The 15,578-nt window shown below is 56.8% G+C and carries 16 protein-coding genes; 7 read left to right on the top strand and 9 right to left on the bottom strand.

What is annotated here, in order from left to right; translation table 11 throughout:
• Positions 1-80: 80 nt before the first annotated feature.
• The gene (locus BCS36_RS06865; protein WP_291302164.1) at positions 81-938 is read left to right on the top strand and encodes a 1,4-dihydroxy-6-naphthoate synthase; all 858 of its coding nucleotides are present in this window, start codon (positions 81-83) and stop codon (positions 936-938) included.
• 161 nt (positions 939-1,099) lie between these two features.
• The gene (locus tag BCS36_RS06860) at positions 1,100-2,533 is read left to right on the top strand and encodes an MATE family efflux transporter (protein WP_291302163.1); all 1,434 of its coding nucleotides are present in this window, start codon (positions 1,100-1,102) and stop codon (positions 2,531-2,533) included.
• A gap of 9 nt (positions 2,534-2,542) precedes the next feature.
• Here BCS36_RS06860 and BCS36_RS06855 read toward each other — a convergent pair whose 3' ends face one another.
• The 5 genes from BCS36_RS06855 to BCS36_RS06835 all read right to left on the bottom strand — a co-directional run bounded on the left by BCS36_RS06855 (position 2,543) and on the right by BCS36_RS06835 (position 7,056).
• Positions 2,543-4,030, bottom strand: coding sequence for a histidine kinase (locus BCS36_RS06855; protein ID WP_291302162.1), 1,488 nt, complete (start codon positions 4,028-4,030; stop codon positions 2,543-2,545).
• A gap of 113 nt (positions 4,031-4,143) precedes the next feature.
• A complete protein-coding gene (locus tag BCS36_RS06850; protein WP_291302161.1) occupies positions 4,144-4,548 on the bottom strand; it encodes a hypothetical protein in 405 nt (134 codons plus the stop codon).
• A gap of 155 nt (positions 4,549-4,703) precedes the next feature.
• Positions 4,704-5,318 carry a bifunctional nuclease family protein gene (locus BCS36_RS06845; protein ID WP_291302160.1) on the bottom strand — a complete coding sequence of 205 codons (615 nt, stop codon included), beginning with the start codon at positions 5,316-5,318 and terminating at the stop codon, positions 4,704-4,706.
• Positions 5,312-6,676: a tRNA (N6-isopentenyl adenosine(37)-C2)-methylthiotransferase MiaB gene (gene miaB, locus BCS36_RS06840; protein WP_291302159.1), complete on the bottom strand. Its 1,365-nt coding sequence runs from the start codon at positions 6,674-6,676 to the stop codon at positions 5,312-5,314. Before miaB ends, BCS36_RS06845 begins: the two co-directional genes overlap by 7 nt.
• Positions 6,677-6,681: 5 nt before the next feature.
• On the bottom strand, positions 6,682-7,056 hold the full coding sequence (locus tag BCS36_RS06835; protein WP_291302158.1) for a hypothetical protein: 375 nt from the start codon (positions 7,054-7,056) through the stop codon (positions 6,682-6,684).
• A gap of 475 nt (positions 7,057-7,531) precedes the next feature.
• Here BCS36_RS06835 and BCS36_RS06830 point away from each other — a divergent pair, with 475 nt between their 5' ends.
• Positions 7,532-8,116 carry a hypothetical protein gene (locus BCS36_RS06830; protein WP_291302157.1) on the top strand — a complete coding sequence of 195 codons (585 nt, stop codon included), beginning with the start codon at positions 7,532-7,534 and terminating at the stop codon, positions 8,114-8,116.
• A 48-nt stretch (positions 8,117-8,164) separates the two neighbouring features.
• Here BCS36_RS06830 and BCS36_RS06825 read toward each other — a convergent pair whose 3' ends face one another.
• Positions 8,165-8,455, bottom strand: a complete 291-nt coding sequence (locus BCS36_RS06825; RefSeq protein ID WP_291302156.1) for a DUF5334 domain-containing protein — start codon at positions 8,453-8,455, stop codon at positions 8,165-8,167.
• On the opposite strand from BCS36_RS06825, the gene moaA reads away from it, so the two are divergent.
• The 4 genes from moaA (at position 8,454) to BCS36_RS06805 (ending at position 12,070) form a co-directional block, all read left to right on the top strand.
• On the top strand, positions 8,454-9,557 hold the full coding sequence (gene moaA / locus BCS36_RS06820) for a GTP 3',8-cyclase MoaA (RefSeq protein ID WP_291302155.1): 1,104 nt from the start codon (positions 8,454-8,456) through the stop codon (positions 9,555-9,557). The two genes, BCS36_RS06825 and moaA, sit on opposite strands and share 2 nt — an antisense overlap.
• Before the next feature lie 424 nt (positions 9,558-9,981).
• Positions 9,982-10,596, top strand: coding sequence for a Holliday junction branch migration protein RuvA (gene ruvA, locus BCS36_RS06815; protein ID WP_291302154.1), 615 nt, complete (start codon positions 9,982-9,984; stop codon positions 10,594-10,596).
• Positions 10,596-11,579: a Holliday junction branch migration DNA helicase RuvB gene (gene ruvB / locus BCS36_RS06810; RefSeq protein ID WP_291302153.1), complete on the top strand. Its 984-nt coding sequence runs from the start codon at positions 10,596-10,598 to the stop codon at positions 11,577-11,579. The genes ruvA and ruvB overlap by 1 nt, the downstream gene beginning before the upstream one ends.
• 116 nt (positions 11,580-11,695) lie before the next feature.
• On the top strand, positions 11,696-12,070 hold the full coding sequence (locus tag BCS36_RS06805) for an ACT domain-containing protein (protein ID WP_291302152.1): 375 nt from the start codon (positions 11,696-11,698) through the stop codon (positions 12,068-12,070).
• Positions 12,071-12,391: 321 nt separating this feature from the next.
• Here the strand turns inward: BCS36_RS06805 and BCS36_RS06800 are convergent, their stop codons facing one another.
• From BCS36_RS06800 to BCS36_RS06790, 3 genes are all read right to left on the bottom strand, one after another.
• On the bottom strand, positions 12,392-14,470 hold the full coding sequence (locus tag BCS36_RS06800) for a heavy metal translocating P-type ATPase (RefSeq protein ID WP_291302151.1): 2,079 nt from the start codon (positions 14,468-14,470) through the stop codon (positions 12,392-12,394).
• Between the two features lie 30 nt (positions 14,471-14,500).
• Positions 14,501-14,944 carry a metalloregulator ArsR/SmtB family transcription factor gene (locus tag BCS36_RS06795; protein ID WP_291302150.1) on the bottom strand — a complete coding sequence of 148 codons (444 nt, stop codon included), beginning with the start codon at positions 14,942-14,944 and terminating at the stop codon, positions 14,501-14,503.
• Between the two features lie 375 nt (positions 14,945-15,319).
• The coding region (locus BCS36_RS06790) for a hypothetical protein (RefSeq protein WP_291302149.1) at positions 15,320-15,578 on the bottom strand (259 nt) is incomplete at its 5' end.

Below are 15,578 nucleotides of genomic sequence, written 5' to 3'. Positions count from 1 at the left end.
GAAATCCTGTAGGTGGAGTGGGCCGAAATGGCCGCAAGCAGAGTAGGCCGCCCGCAGCACGCTGTCAATCAGAGGAAACAATGTCTTCAGTTTTGTCGCAAACCACGTTCCAGAGTCTGAGGTTCGGACTTTCGCCCTGCCCCAATGACACCTATATTTTTCATGCCCTGCTGCACGGTATTGTGCCCGCGCCCGCAGCTCTGCGCCCACATATGGCGGACGTTGAAGAGCTGAACACGCTGGCCCAAAAAGGCCAGCTTGAGGTCACCAAGCTTTCTCTTGGCGCGGTGACGGAAATTATTGATACGTACGCGCTTTTGTCATCAGGAGCGGCTCTGGGCTGGGGCTGCGGCCCCCTTGTTGTTGCCCGCAAAGGCCTGACGCCAAATGACTGGAAAAATGCCACGGTGGCTGTGCCCGGACTGCTGACCACAGCCGATCTTCTGCTTACCCTGCACGGTGGTTTTCAGGGACCCAGGCGGGAAATGCTGTTCAGCGATGTCATGCCCGCCGTGGCCCGAGGCGAGGCCGATATGGGGCTTGTCATCCACGAGGGCCGGTTCACGTATGAAAAGCTTGGCCTGATCAAGGTGCTTGACCTTGGCCAGTGGTGGGAGGGCGAGTTTCATCTTCCTCTGCCCCTGGGAGCCATTGCCGTGCGGCGTGACGTGCCATTGGCCCTGGCCCGTCGGGTGCAGAGCGCCATTACGGCCAGTCTGGCCTATGCCAACGCGCATCCTGACACGTCGCATGACTACATCAGGGCCCATGCCCAGGAAATGGACGAAAGCGTCACGCGCGCGCACATCAAGACATTTGTGACGGATTTCAGCCTGGACCTTGGGGCTGCAGGCCGTTCTGCCATTGAACATCTTGTGGGTCGCGCTGCGGATATGGCGGGAAAAAAGCTCCCTGCCGAAGGATTGTTTTTACGATAATTGCGCTAATGCGCAACGATGCCGCAACATGTTTACAGTATTCTGACGACCGCAGCATAAACCGGATGGCCGGACATTTCGGACTTCTGGTTTGAACAGCATTGCAGCTGACCCTTCTGCAGCGGGCCGCCACGGAGCACCTTCAACCCCCCCTTAGTCTTATGCTTCATAAATATTTTTCCTTGTCAGAAGCCCGGCGGTTTTACTCCATTGGCCTGCCGATTTTTATCGCCCAGCTTTCACAGACGGGCATGACCTTTGCCGATACCGCCATTGCGGGCCAGTACAGCGCGGAACACATGGCGGCGGTGGCCGTTGGCAGCAGCGTGTGGGTGCCCGTCATGCTGCTCGGTATTGGCTGCCTGCTGGCTCTTCCTCCTTTGAGCGCCCAAATGGTGGGTTCTGGCAGGCCGGAAAAAGCGGCGCACCTTCTGCGTCAGGGCTTATGGCTGACCCTGGGCCTGAGCTTTGTGCTCATGAGCTTTTTTTATGTGGCTTCGTGGAGGATGGAATCTTTTGGACTGAACCCGGAAATGGCGCGAATTTCAGGCGGTTTTTTGCGCGCCATCATGTGGGGACTGCCCGGTTTCATGCTTTTTGTAAATTTGCGCAGCTTCCTTGAGGGATTTGCGCGTACCCGTCCCGCCATGATCATTGGACTCGTGGGGTTGGCCATCAACGTGCCCTGCAATGTCATTTTTGTTTACGGCAAATTCGGCATGCCGGAACTGGGTGGCGTTGGCTGTGGCGTGGCGACGGCCATCAGTTTCTGGGTTATGGCGTTGAGTATGCTTTATTATGTATGGCGGGATTCGCGCAATGCCCATCTGCGGCCACTTTTCGCCCCTCTCTGGCGTAAAAGCGTTTCGGTCGGGGGTTCGAGTGATGGCGCGGGCGGCACGCCGCGTTTTGACGGCGCGCTGATCTGGAGGATTCTGCGCATCGGCACGCCTGGCGCGTTGGCTCTGTTTTTTGAGGTTTCGCTTTTCGCGCTCAGCGCCATACTGCTGGCTCCGCTGGGCACAGTCATGGTGGCCGGGCATCAGATCGCGCTCAATTTTGGTTCTCTGTCTTTTATGGTGCCACTGTCACTTTGCATGACCGTCACCATTCGCGTAGGACGCTGCCTGGGAGCGCAGCAGGTAGAGCGGGCCAGACTGGTGGCGCGGACCGGCCTTATTCTCAGTGTGTTTTTTGCCCTTGTGCTTTCCACCTTCACCATCCTGTTCCGCCATGGGATCGTGCGGATATACACGGACAACCCGGAAGTTACGCTGCTTGCCGCGCATCTGCTGCTTTTTCAGGCGGCGTATCAGGTGGTGGACGGGCTTCAGGTCACGGGGATTGGTATTTTGCGCGGCTACAATGACACGCGGATCATTTCCGCCATCTGCTTTATAGCGTACTGGGTCATTGGGCTGCCGTTGGGATTCGTGCTGGCCCGCACCAATCTGCTGGTGCCGCTTATGGGCGCACAGGGCTTCTGGATAGCCTATATTGCAGCCCTTGGCTTTGGAGCGCTGTGCTATCTTTTGCGAGTGCGGTTTCTGCACGGTCTTGCGCCCGAAGCCGCGCTCATGCGGGTGCGCAGGTAGCGCAGGCGGCTATTTTTTGCGGCGGCGTGCCATTTTCCAGGTATACTTCACCACGGACAGCAGGTCGGTAAGCCTGTTTGCGCCGTCAGTTGCAACCAGGGGCTCAAGAAGCGGCGTATCGCCGCCTGTTTGCGGGGTACTGGAGAGATATTCCGGATTGGCATCCTCAAGGCCGGATGCGGTTTCCGGAAAGTCTGCAGTGTCCTGCCCCCATAAGAGGACAGGCAGGATCTCCGCATCTTTTTCGCTGGAGTGCTTTTGGGGCGCGGTGGCCCCCTGATTGCCGCTTGCGTTCCGGGGGGACCTGGCGTCTGTCTGGCTGGCGCTGAGACTTGCTGCAGATGATTGGCGTGAGGCGGCGACATTGGGCGAATCTTCGGCCTGTTCCGCATTTTCGCGTTGGCGGGCTGCCTGACGGGCCGCCAGCCATTGCGTTTCAGCCGCTTCCTGGCGCTTTTTTTCTTCCTGCTGCCGTGCGAGATTGGCCAGCGTTGAACGGATGGCCTCGGTCAACGGCCCGGCCGCCATGCCTATGGCGCGGCCAAGACTGGCTTCGAGTTCGGCCAGCATACGCTGCGGCTCATCAGTGCTGAGGCAGGTCTGGGCTATGCGCTCGGTCAATTGACGCCGAGGGGTCACATCATGCCCTTGTGACAGAACCTCGGCGGCCTCGTCGTACTGCCCCTGGCGCATCATCTGAAATGCTTCAGACAAAAAAGGACTTTTGGCGTCCGGGTCTTCCCGAAGCAGCCCCACATATACGGTGCGCGCCTGGTGCCAGTGACGGGCTCGCACAAAGGTTGTAGCCGCCAGCCCAAGATAGTGGCGATACTGCGCCATGTCGCCCTTGCCTTTCCAGGCGACAGCCATTCCAAGCTCCGCATGCCCCTGAATGAGCGCCCCCCGCAGGGCGCGCTGAAAAGCGTTTATGGCATTATTCCACTGGCGTTGCTGCAGGCATTGCATGCCTACGCGAAAATAGTCCTCGGGCTGGCGCACGGGTTTGAGCAGGATGCCGTAGGTGGCAAGCGCCTGATCAAAGGAACTGGTGTCGGTATAGCGCTGGGCATCCTGGAGCTGCTGCAAGCTTGGTCGCGAGGCCGTGAGGGAATCCAGGTGGGCCTTGAGAACGTTGATGGAGTAGGGGCGCGCCAGCAAGGCGCTGGCGCCGCAGCCCAGGGTTTTGAGTTGCTCGACTTCACTGTCGTTGGGCAAAATGAGCAGAACCGGCAAATCGAGAAGCAGGGGATGCAGGCGCAGTATGGCGCAGAACTGCTCGCCGTCCATATCAGCCAGTTTTTGCGAACAGACGACCACGTCGGGCATAAAGATGGCCTGAACCGGGTCAAGAGCAGCCAGCATGCGGGCCGCATCTATGCCTGACGTCATGCTTTCCACCCGGCTGGCCCCTGCTTCACGCAGGGCGCGCCGGTCAAGACTGGCCAGCGAATCGCTTTCGCTCAGAAGAAGAATGTTCAGGGAGGCTGGCCAGGTCATGTACGTCCTCAAGGGGCAAGGGGCGGGAACTGTCCACGGGCGGGGAAATCTGCGAGGGGCATTGCTGCCGTCTGATGTGATTCTATAGTGGCGCGGCTCCGTAGGCAAGCGAATCAGCGGGCAAAGGGAATGATCCGGGCGTGGCGCACGGTTGTGCCATCCTGGTATTCAGCCTCTTGTCTGATGCCGGGATAGGCGGCATGGCAGTACGGGCAGTGCAGGCCCTGTTGCGAGCGTTCAAGCCGGATGAGGCCCCCCTCGCTTTCATAGCAGCGCGGGCAAAAGGGGCCCTGACGCACATCATTGGCAGTCAGCCAGTAGAATCCGTCCTTGACGTGCAGATTTTCAGCCAAATACGTTATATCTTCCAGAGTTTTCAGCCGAATTTTAAGCATGCTCAATTCATCACGAAGGGCTATGCTGCGGGATTGCACCTCCATGAGCAGGTGACGGGCCTTGTCGTGCTGACCTGAAGCAAAAAGGTCATTGATTTTTTTGAAAAGGCGATAATCCAGCATGTTTTTTTCCTGTTATGCGAGTCTATTCGGAACAGGAGAAAAAAGCTTTAGGCCGGGTTCGGGTGGAATTTTCGCCGGTTATGTGAGTAATCGGGTGCGGTTTAACACAATTTCAAGGTATCTGGAAAATTCTTTGCGTTTGCGGGCGCGGGCCGTCACATCTTGCGCCGCGATATAGGTTCAAGCGAACGCAGCATTTCGCGAAACCTGCGATCTTCTTCCGGATCAATGCCATCCGGCAGCGCCGTGCCGCGCAGCAGCTGGCTGTGCAGCATGTCTGCCTCCTTGCGGGCGCCAGCTTTGCGCACCATGTCGGTAGCCGCGTCCGGTACCGGAGACAGCACTTCTTCGTTGAGGCGCTGTTCCGCTTTTTCCTGAGCTTCGGCAGCCCGGCGCAACACATCCTCATTAACCATGATCGGGGCTTCGGCCCGCATGGCCAGGGCAATGGCGTCAGAAGGGCGGCAGTCAACGCGCACGCGCCCGTCCGGTCCCTGGAGCACCAGCAGGGCAAAAAAAACGCCGTCTTTGAGATCGGTGATTTCCACACGGGCCAAAGAGGTTTTGAGCGCCCTGAGCGTCATGAGCAAAAGATCATGCGTCAGAGGCCGGGGCAGATTTTCCTTGTTGAGCACAAGAGAAACGGCCATAGCCTCCATGGCGCCAACCCAGACAGGCAGGATTGTTTCTCCGTCCACTTCTCGCAGCATTACTATGGGGGTTTTGGTCTGCGGATCAATGGTCAGGCCGAAGACGTTCATCTCTACCATGGCTCCCCCGAGCGCACGGCCATCAGGCTGTGCTTTTTCGCTTCGGTAACGGTTACCTGTACAAGGCGGCCAGTATGGTCGATTCCGGCGGGCAGCGGCACATGAACAGGCACGCCGTAGGGGTCGCGCCCCTGCCAGCTGGGCTCTTGCCCTTCACCGGTCTTGGGGCTTGGCCCTTCGAGCAGCAGTGTGCATTGAGCCTGTCCGTCCAGACGGCTGGCGAGCCACCGGGCCCCCAGTTCGTCCTGAAGCGCCTGAAGGCGCATCAACCGGTCCTGAGCCACTTCCGCCGGTATTTTGTCAGGAAAAAGCGCGGCTCTTGCGCCGGGCCTGTCCGAGTAAATGAACGAGAAGCTGGACATGAAATCACAGGCGCGCATCATGTCGAGCGTTGCCTGGAAATCTTCTTCAGTTTCACCGGGAAAACCCACAATAAGGTCTGTGGACAGCGCGATATCCGGTCTTGCGGTGCGCAAATCTTCTACCAGTTGCAAAAAGGTTTTGCTGTCATAGCGGCGGCGCATGCTCTTGAGCACCGCATCGGAACCAGCCTGAAGCGGAAGGTGCAGGCGCGGGCACAGTTGCGGCAGTTCGGCAAAGGCTGCGATGTCTTCGGGGCCCATGTCTTTCGGATGCGGGGTCACATAGCGCAGGCGCTCAAGACCAGGAAGAGCCGCGATTTGTCGTAGCAGTTGCGCAAAGCTTGTGCCGTCGCCGCTTTTGTCCTGGCCGAAGGCGTTGACGTTCTGGCCAAGCAGGCTGATTTCTCGTGCCCCCTTGTCAAGAACAGCACGGCATTCTTCAAGAATGGCCTTTGAAGAGCGCGATTTTTGCCGCCCTCGCGTAAAGGGCACAATGCAGTAAGCGCAGAAGTTGTCGCAGCCCTGCATGATATTTATATAGGCCACAGGGTCGGACGGGCCCTCGGCGGTTTCCGGCCCGGCTTCGCGTTCTGCATAATGGCTTGTGAAGTCCAGCAGTGAAAGCTTCAGCCCAGGCTCTTCGAGCAGGCGTTCAATGGCCGCAGGAGCGACGCTGATGCCATCGCTGCCAGCCACGAGGCGCACCTGGCTTTCTTTAGTGAAAAAAGCTTCGCCCAGTTGCTGCGCCACGCAACCCGCAACGCCGACCAGAACCCCCGGGTTGCCGCCCGTGACCTGGCGGATGCGCCCAAGAGCGCTCATGACTTTTTGTTCCGGCTTTTCCCGCACGGAACACGTGTTGACCACGACCACCTGAGCTTCTTCCAGCGGGGCTTCTGCAAAGCCGCGAGCGGTAAGGGCACGGCCCAGCCATTGAGAGTCGTGCACGTTCATCTGACAACCGAATGTCATGATATGATAGGTTTTTTCAGTCATAGCGGCTATTGTTCGATGTCCAGATCAGCCTCGTACATGCCGGTAGTGCCTTCTTCTTCAAGGGCGGCCACGCGGTCTTCAAGCCAGTCAAGCACGGCGCGGGCGGTATGGTAGTTGAGCAGGACTCGGCTGTGTATGCAACGGGTGACTTCGCGCAGATCGTCTTCGCCGGGAATCATTTCATGCCCGATGGAGCCGTCAGGGGCCACAAGCTGCTCGGAAAACACGGGCAGTGAATCACTCTCATGATAGAAATTCATTTCTATCTCGCCCTGAGGGTTGATTCCTCCCCATACTCCATGGGCCGTCTGAAGACGGGCCTCTTTGTCCATATTATATCTATAGCGGATTTTAGCCGGATGTGCGTTCGGTTTGTTCATGCGCCTTCCTTTAATTTCGTGTACGTATGGTGCAATGGCATATGATAAAAAAGCGGCTCTGCCAAGTAAAGCCGCTTCACGGCCAATGGGGTGGCAGGCTGCGGCGCGCCTCATATGCGAGGGCAGCAGTCATGCCGGCCTTCTTTAAAAACTGATCAGCACTTACTGCCAGCAGGCGTAGAGCTGATTCAGCTGCAAAGCGTTTTTGATGTTGAAATGCCCAGTCGGCAGCGGGGGGCGCTTGCCATGGCGCGCAAACGCGGTGTATCTGGGCTCTTGCATACTGGCGGCGGCGAGTTGCTGCCTTTGCGGATGCATGTTTTCAAAGGTAATCTGCTCTATTTGTGCGGCTGGCCCTTGACGATGCCCGCCCCTTGGTTAAACTATCCTGGCAAGTACAAGCGTCCGGCCGCAGGGCTGAAACCCGTTTAAGCGACGGCACGTGGTCGTGTTTTTATTCATTGAAGGAGCGTATGTGAGCGAGGCAAGCAGTGCTGGCGTAAAGGAACATGACATCCGGCCCTATTTTGACATGGAAGGTTTTTTGGTCATGAGCCAGGAAACCCGCCTTGGTGGGGCTGTTCTTGAGCGTCTGGTTGAATTGTGGGGAAAGTGGTTGTCGCAACTCAAAGTGCGCGAAATAACCACGGGCAAAATTTCATATCTGGCGGTATGGCTGCCGGAAGAAGTGGAGCTTGAAGTGGATGAGGCCTGGGGAAAATCCGCCTCAGACGGCTTTATGATCAATAATCTTGCCCAGTTCATGTGCATGAGCGCAGTACAGATGATGCTTCCGCAAGTGGAGGATGCAGGCTGTGCGCCCTCGCCCAGGCCAACTGAGGCCTTGCGTGCCGTGTTAAGCGAATTGGGTCTTGAATACAAGCCCGGCGCATCTGTCCTGTCCCGCCGCTATGCGGTTGTGACGCACTTTCCGTTTCGTGGGGGATGTGAAATCTGTCATCTTCAGGATCAATGCCCCAAAGGTCAGGGTCAGGCCGAGAGCGCCAGCATCCTTCTGCCAGGCCATGAGCGCGGTGCGGATGAAGAAACGCCCCAGTAGGGGGCTTTCATTGGGCGCTGCCTTGAACGGGCCGCGCCCAATGTTTTTTCAGCGTCCTTCCATAACGAGAGTGCGCTTGGCGCCGGAAGGGGTGCGCACCACCAGTTCCACAGTGCGCGCATTGCGCGTTACGCTTTCAACGAGACACGTTTCAACGGAATCGGAATCGTAGTTACGAACATCCACCGCATCGCCTTGAAAAGGCACGCGGTCGGGGGTTATTTCCACAAGGTCAGCTGAGTCCGCATCAAATCCGTCCCAAGCCCGGGCAACCGGGGGGACACACAAGGCTAAACTCAGGATGCCCACGAGGGCCGCTCCCATAAGCAGGTGTTTCATGCAGGCAGATGTAAATCCATTTTCGCTTCTTGGCAACAGGGATGACGCTTCGGTGACGGATGGCGGCCAGAAAAGCGCCAACCTTTGCCACGACAGGTGCAGTCTTTCGCCTCTCGTGGACAGCCACGGACGCACGGTGCGCTATCTGCGGCTTTCCATTACAGACCGGTGCAATCTGCGCTGTATTTACTGCTGCAGCAATGCCCGCCAGACCCATATTCCGCACCCGCAGGTGCTGCGCTATGAAGAAATGGCCCGCATGGTGTCCATCATGGCCGCCATGGGCGTGGTCAAGGTACGCCTGACAGGAGGCGAACCTTTTGCGCGTAAAGGCAGTGATGAATTTTTACATATGCTGCACAAGCGTTTTCCCGCCATGGATCTGCGGATTACAACCAACGGGACCTTGCTGGAACCCCATATCCCCCTGCTGCGGCAGATTGGCGTAAAGGCCGTCAACATGTCGCTGGACAGTTTTGACAGGCAGACGTTTGCTCACGTCACAGGGCGCGACATGTTGCCTGCGGTGCTGGCCTCTCTGGATAAATTGCTGGAGGCGGGAATCAAGGTTAAAATCAACGCGGTAGCCATGCGCGGCATTAATGACCGCCAAATGGACGATTTTATTCATGCAGCCCGGACTATGCCCATTGATCTGCGTTTTATCGAATTCATGCCTATGGGTAATGGAACCTTGTGGAATGAAGACACCTTCTGGCCTGCTGCGCAGATTCGTGCAGAAGCTGAAACCCGCGCCCGGCTCATGCCCTCGCGTGACGATCTGGGCGAGGCCGGGCCAGCCCGCATGTTTGCCATTGAGGGAGGCCTGGGGCGACTGGGCTTTATCACTGCTGTGAGCTGTCATTTCTGTGGCTCGTGTAACCGCCTGCGGATTACCAGCGACGGCAACCTGCGCACATGCCTTTTTGATGACAGAGAATACGGATTGCGCGATATGTTGCGCGATACAAACGTAAGCGACGCGCAGATCGGGCAATTTGTGCGTGAGGCATGTGCGGAAAAACCCATAGGCGCGGACTTGCTGGCCAGCAGAACCAAGGGGGCCGTGGCCAACAAGCAGATGGTGGGCATAGGCGGCTAAAAAAAACGCTGCCGTCGTATTTGAAAACTCGGGCTGTTCCGTATACACTTAGTCTAGAAAAGATCACGGGCCGTCCTTTTTTCAATACTGGTTGTTTTTTGTCTATGGACTGTTGCGTGGTTGCGTGCGTGAGGTTTTGCCCGGCTCAAATACATGAAGCCAGGCCGGATGCGGCAGGCTGCCTGGCTTTACATGGCGTATGCGTCAGGTCAGTGGCAGAGAGCTTTTACTTTGAAAGTGCTCTGATGGTTAGGTCGGCTGGCCTCGCCATAAAGGCGTAGGCGCGGTTTGCCCGGCTGTTGCGCATCGAAACAAGCGTGCCGAAAACGCCAAAAAAGTATATTTTTTCGTAAATCTGCGCTAATGCTGGCGGCAGTTCGCACTTCGCGCCGCCAACAGCACTTTCTGAGATGCAAGGGAATTCATGATCGCCTACCTTGAAGGCCGCCTGGCCGAAATATGGGGCAATGCCTGCCTGCTCGTCACTGAAAGCGGCGTGGGCTACGAAGTGGCTTTGCCCGCCCACACCTTGTCGGCCCTGCCGGGCAGGGGAGAGCATCTTGCCCTGTATACAAGCCTTGCCGTACGTGAAGACGCGCTGGAACTCTTTGGCTTTGCCACCTTTGAAGAACGCCAGACATTTGAAGTCTTGGTTTCCATTTCAAAAGTGGGCGCCCGCACGGCCTTGTCCATTCTTTCCATTTACAGGCCCGATGACCTGCGCCGTATTGTGTTTGAAGAGGATGTAATGGCGCTCACCCGCGTGTCGGGGATCGGCAAAAAAACCGCGCAACATGTTTTTCTGGAACTCAAGTATAAGCTCAAGGTCGATGAGGCGCCGCAGGCTGCGGTGCTGGCCGCGACCGGCCAACGGCCCGGGTCAGTTTTTAGGGATGTGCTTGATGGCCTGGCCAATCTGGGCTACGCCGAGGACGAATGCGCCCCCATGGTCAAAAAACTCTTGCTTGAAGAACCTGATCTGGATGTGACCGGCGCGCTCAGAGCCGCGCTGAAGACGCTGGCCAGAGGGAGATCCTGATGGCGGATTTTTGTCAGTCCGAGGACGTTGTCAATATTGACGAAAGCGTGCGTCCGCACAGTCTGGATGACTTCATCGGTCAGGACGACCTGCGGGCCAATCTGCGCGTGTTTCTTGATGCCGCCCGCGAACGGGGCAAGGCTCTTGACCATACGCTTTTTTATGGCAACCCCGGCCTTGGCAAGACAACTCTGGCCCAGATCATGGCCGCAGAGCTTGGCGTCAATCTGGTATGCACATCTGGTCCAGTGCTGGAACGCAGCGGGGATCTGGCCGCCATTCTTACCAATCTGAGTCGACACGACATACTTTTTGTGGACGAAATCCACCGCATGCCCATTGCGGTGGAAGAAGTTCTTTATCCTGCGATGGAAGACTTCAAGCTCGACCTTGTCATTGGGCAGGGCCCGGCAGCCCGAACGGTTAAAATTGATCTTGAGCCTTTCACACTGGCCGGGGCCACCACCCGTATGGGGCTGATATCTTCTCCGCTGCGTGACCGTTTTGGCATTGTGGCCCGGCTTGAATACTACAGCCCCACAGATCTGGCCCGTGTCGTGCAGCGCACTGCCCGTATTCTTGGCGTGTCCATTACGCCGGAAGGAGCGGAGGAAATTGGCCGCCGCTCTCGCGGCACGCCACGCATCGCCAACCGGTTGCTACGCCGGGTGCGAGATTTTGCGCTGGTGCACGGCAACGGGCAGGTTACGGGCCATGAGGCATCGGCGGCGCTTAAGCGTATGGATGTGGACGAACATGGCCTGGACCAGATGGACCGTAAACTTCTTGAAGTGCTTATCAAGCACTATGACGGCGGCCCTGTGGGCATAAAAACCCTGGCAGTGGCGTGCTCGGAAGAAGTGCGGACAATTGAAGATATCTATGAGCCATATCTTATCCAATGCGGGTTTCTTAAGCGTACGCCGCGTGGCCGTATGGCCACTTCGCGCGCCTACACGCACCTGAAGCTCCTGCTTTCCTGAGGCACGCCGTCACGGCGGTTTTGGTGCGGCTTCTTGCCAAGCTCATACTTGTTGGCAGAGCTTTTGTGGGCAAAAAAAATCTGGCGGCCAGCCTGCTCTAGGTGGGGTGAAAAATTATGCGTCTTGAGGTGCTTGAAGGGGAGTTTGCTGTCTGCAAGGTGTCTGGCATGCATGAGGTGAACCTTGCGGCCCCCTGGCTTTTTATAGGCAGAACGGATGCCGAAATTTCTTTGGTTTGTCTGTCTGCACATGCCCCGTTGCACTGTCTTGCACGCGAAGACGGCTGGCGCGCTTTTAGGGTGGCGGGGCAAATGGACTTCGGCCTGACTGGCGTGCTGGCGGGACTGGCCACGGTGCTGGCTCAGGCGTCAGTCAGTATTTTCGCGCTTTCCACGTATGACACCGATTATATACTGGTCAAAAAAGACGCGCTGTCAAAAGCCCTTGAGGCCCTTGGATTGGCCGGGCACGAGGTGGAATGGTTGGGCTGAGTGGGAGCTTGGCTGCCCTGTTGATCCGCGTCGTAATGCCCAGTAACGGGGTGTTGTAAGCTTCGGGAATGTGTATTCTCCACGCTGATCTGTATTAATAAAGAAGGGCACTGCCTTACAAGCAGCGCCCTTCGCGCGTTTGATATTTCTCGATCAGATTAACCTTGAAATGTTCCACCTTTTATTTTGTCATTCTGCCGAGCTTTATCCGTAGCTTCCTTCGTCGCAACGCCAAAAGCTCGGCAGAGTTCACGCCACATTGTGGCGCGCTGCACTCCCGTGCAGCATTAGCGCATGTAACTTTTTCAAAGCTTGCATGCTCTATTTGGTATCGATTTTTCCGGCGCGGGCGGCGTTCAGCACCGCCATGAGCGCTACGCCCACGTCAGCGAACACAGCCTCCCACAGGCCCGAAAGCCCAAAGATGCCAAGCCCCATAAAAACGCTTTTGATGCCAAGAGCCATAGTAATGTTTTGCCACACAATGGTTCTGGTGCGACGGGCTATGCGGAGCAATTCCGGCAACCTTGCCGGGTTGTCGTCCAAAATGACAACGTCGGCGGTTTCAATGGCGGCTTCAGCGCCCAGACCGCCCATGGCCACCCCTACGCCTGCCGTGGCCAGCACCGGCGCATCGTTGATGCCGTCCCCCACAAACAGCGTGTTCTTGACGGGCCCAATGGCCTCAAGGGCATCTGCCTTGTCTTCTGGCAGAAGGTCTGCCTTGAGAATGTCCAGCTTCAGGCGTTCAGCCACAGGACGGGCCTGTTCCGTGCGGTCTCCGGTAAGCATGGCTATGGTGCCTATGCCCATACGGCGCAGGCCTTCAATGGCTTCCGGCGATTGCGGCTTGAGTCGGTCCGCAACCACAAGGGCTCCAAGCAGACGGCCATTGCGGGCAACCTGAACAACGCTTCCGGGCACTGTTACGGTCTGCGGCGCTATGTCGTAGGCCTCCATAAGCGCAGCATTGCCCGCAAGCAGGGTGGCGTCGGCAGTATGCACTTCGACCCCCTTGCCGGGGATTTCCCGCATGCTGCTTATGGCCGTGTCATCGGTAATAATGTTGGCCTCGATCGCGGCCCGCATCACGGAGCGCGCAATAGGGTGGTTGGAACGGCTTTCAGCCAGGGCGGCCGTTGTCAGCAGTTCATCTGGCTCCACGTCCTGCGCGGGCAAGACAGCATTGACCTCAAAAACGCCCTCGGTAAGGGTGCCTGTCTTGTCCAGGGCGGCCACGCGAATGTCGCGCAGGCTGTCCAGCACCGCGCCGCCCTTGATAAGAATGCCCCTGCGCGAGGCAGCGCCTATGCCGCCAAAATAGCCGAGAGGAATGGAAATGAGCAGGGCGCACGGGCAGGATATTACCAGAAGAACCAGTGCCCGGTAGAGCCATTCAGAAAAGGGGCCAAAGCCCAGCGCTGGCGGAATCACGGCGACCAGCAGGGCGAGTCCCGTGACGGCAGGCGTGTACCAGCGCGCCACGCGGGTTATGAAGCGTTCAGTGGGGGCTTTGCGGGCCACGGCGTTTTCCACCATTTCCAGAATGCGCGCAATGGACGATTCAGCAAAGGCGGATGTGACCTCTATCCGCAGCGAGCCGTTCAGATTGATGGTTCCCGCATGCACGCGACCGCCAGGCAAGAGCCTTAAGGGAATCGATTCGCCCGTGAGGGGTGAGGTGTCAACCTGGGAGTCGCCTTCGAGCACAGTACCGTCCAGGGGGATTTTTTCACCGGGCCGCACAAGAATGTGGCTGCCGGGGCCCAAGTCTTCAGGCTTGACGTCACGGACGCTGCCGTCATCAACAATTTGGTGCGCAATACTCGGACGCGCAGCCAGGAGCGCCTTGACGGATCGGCGGGAATGACCGGCAGCCCGCTCCTGAACAAACTCGCCGATGCGGTAAAACAGCATGACCCCCACGGCCTCAGGCAGCTCGCCCAAGGCGATGGCTGCTATGGTCGCGCCACTCATTAAAGTGAATTCATTAAAGAAGTCTTTTTTGAGGATGCTTTTAAGGCCCAGTCGAAGAACATCATATCCACAAAGAATGTAAGGCAGGGCATAAAAGACAGTTAATACCAACCAGTTGGGGACATGCTGGGCCATGCTGTCATCAGCAAGCATGCCAGTGGCGAAAAGCACGGCAGAAAAGCCCATAAGCAAAAGTTCGCGCTTGTCGCTGCCTGATCCGTGATCATGCTCATGACTGTGACAACCGCAAGAGCTGCATCCGCAGCCGGATTCTTCGCCGTCAGCAGGAACTTCGGTTGCGGGAACACTTCCGTTGCATGCGCATGTGTGGTCATGCGCATGCAGTGGTGCAAGGCCTCCAGCGGGGTTGCACCCGCAATCCTGGCCGCAGCTTTCATGTTTATCGGTAGAGCAGTTGCTCATGGTCGGGTCTCCTGAGGATCTCATTGTGAATCAGTTGGATATATGGTCTGCGGCGGCAGTTTCATCGCTGGTACAGGCGTCATCGCTGTCGTCAGCCTCATCATCAGGGATTCGTATATGCTTGCGCTTGAGAAAATCGTGGATATTCGTGTTGTGGGTAATTCCCAGCAGGGCCGCCTCATCCTGGGCAACCTGGGGAGAGCCCGCGAGTTCGCTTGTGGTCCAGTCGAGGGCCGCACGAATGCTAGGTGAAGGATTTTGCGGCAGCCGGTAGTACACCCATCGGCCTTTTTTGATACCTTCGATAAGCCGCGCCTGACGAAGCAAGAAGAGGTGTTTTGAAGTGGTGGATGCCGCCAGCCCAAGCAGGGTGGTTATTTCACACACGCACAGGGTCCGCAGGCGCAATGCCATGAGAATGCGGACACGATTTTCATCACCAAGGGCTCGTACGGTAGTGATAAAGTTGAACATAATTTCTCCTGTCTCACTGCGGCAGTGCTTGCTGCTACGTTAATGCTGGCATTGCCAGTGGTGAACAGCAAGCTTGCCTGACTTCACATCTATAAAAGAAAGAAGAGCATGGATGACGCTGCAACATTTCGTCTTCTGGCGAAATATAAAAATGACCGGGAATGATGTCAAGATATTTCGTTAAAAGACGAAATAAGCTGTGTATGGAAAGACCAATGCAACCAAATCGAGCGTGAATCAGGGAGACTCTTGCTAATTTTAGCCTATAACTAGCCATAGTTATTTAATAACCGTTAAAAAGACGAGGCGTTATCCCTTTGTGAAAGGGATTGGATGTTGACAAAAAACGATGATCTGCCTATTGTGCAATTCCTGTCACGCTACTGACTTTGAAACGGCACGCAGGCGAAAGAAATTTCGCCGGGCCGAAATAAAGTGATTGACGGGGTGCGAAAAGAGGTGCATAAGTCTCCTCCCGCTCATACAAAACTGAATAATGACTTTTACTTGCGATGCCGAAATCATTTCAGCAAAGCGAAAATAAGTGATTGACAGTCTGGGCAAAGGGGAGCATAAGTCTCCCTCGCTCATACAAAACTGCATAATGACTTTAGTTCGCTGGCCCGGAAAGATT

The organism is Desulfovibrio sp. MES5 (genome assembly GCF_002237645.1).
Classification (GTDB): domain Bacteria; phylum Desulfobacterota; class Desulfovibrionia; order Desulfovibrionales; family Desulfovibrionaceae; genus Desulfovibrio.
Note: the sequence above shows the minus strand (reverse complement) of the source record. Positions and strands in the feature narration are given on the sequence as shown.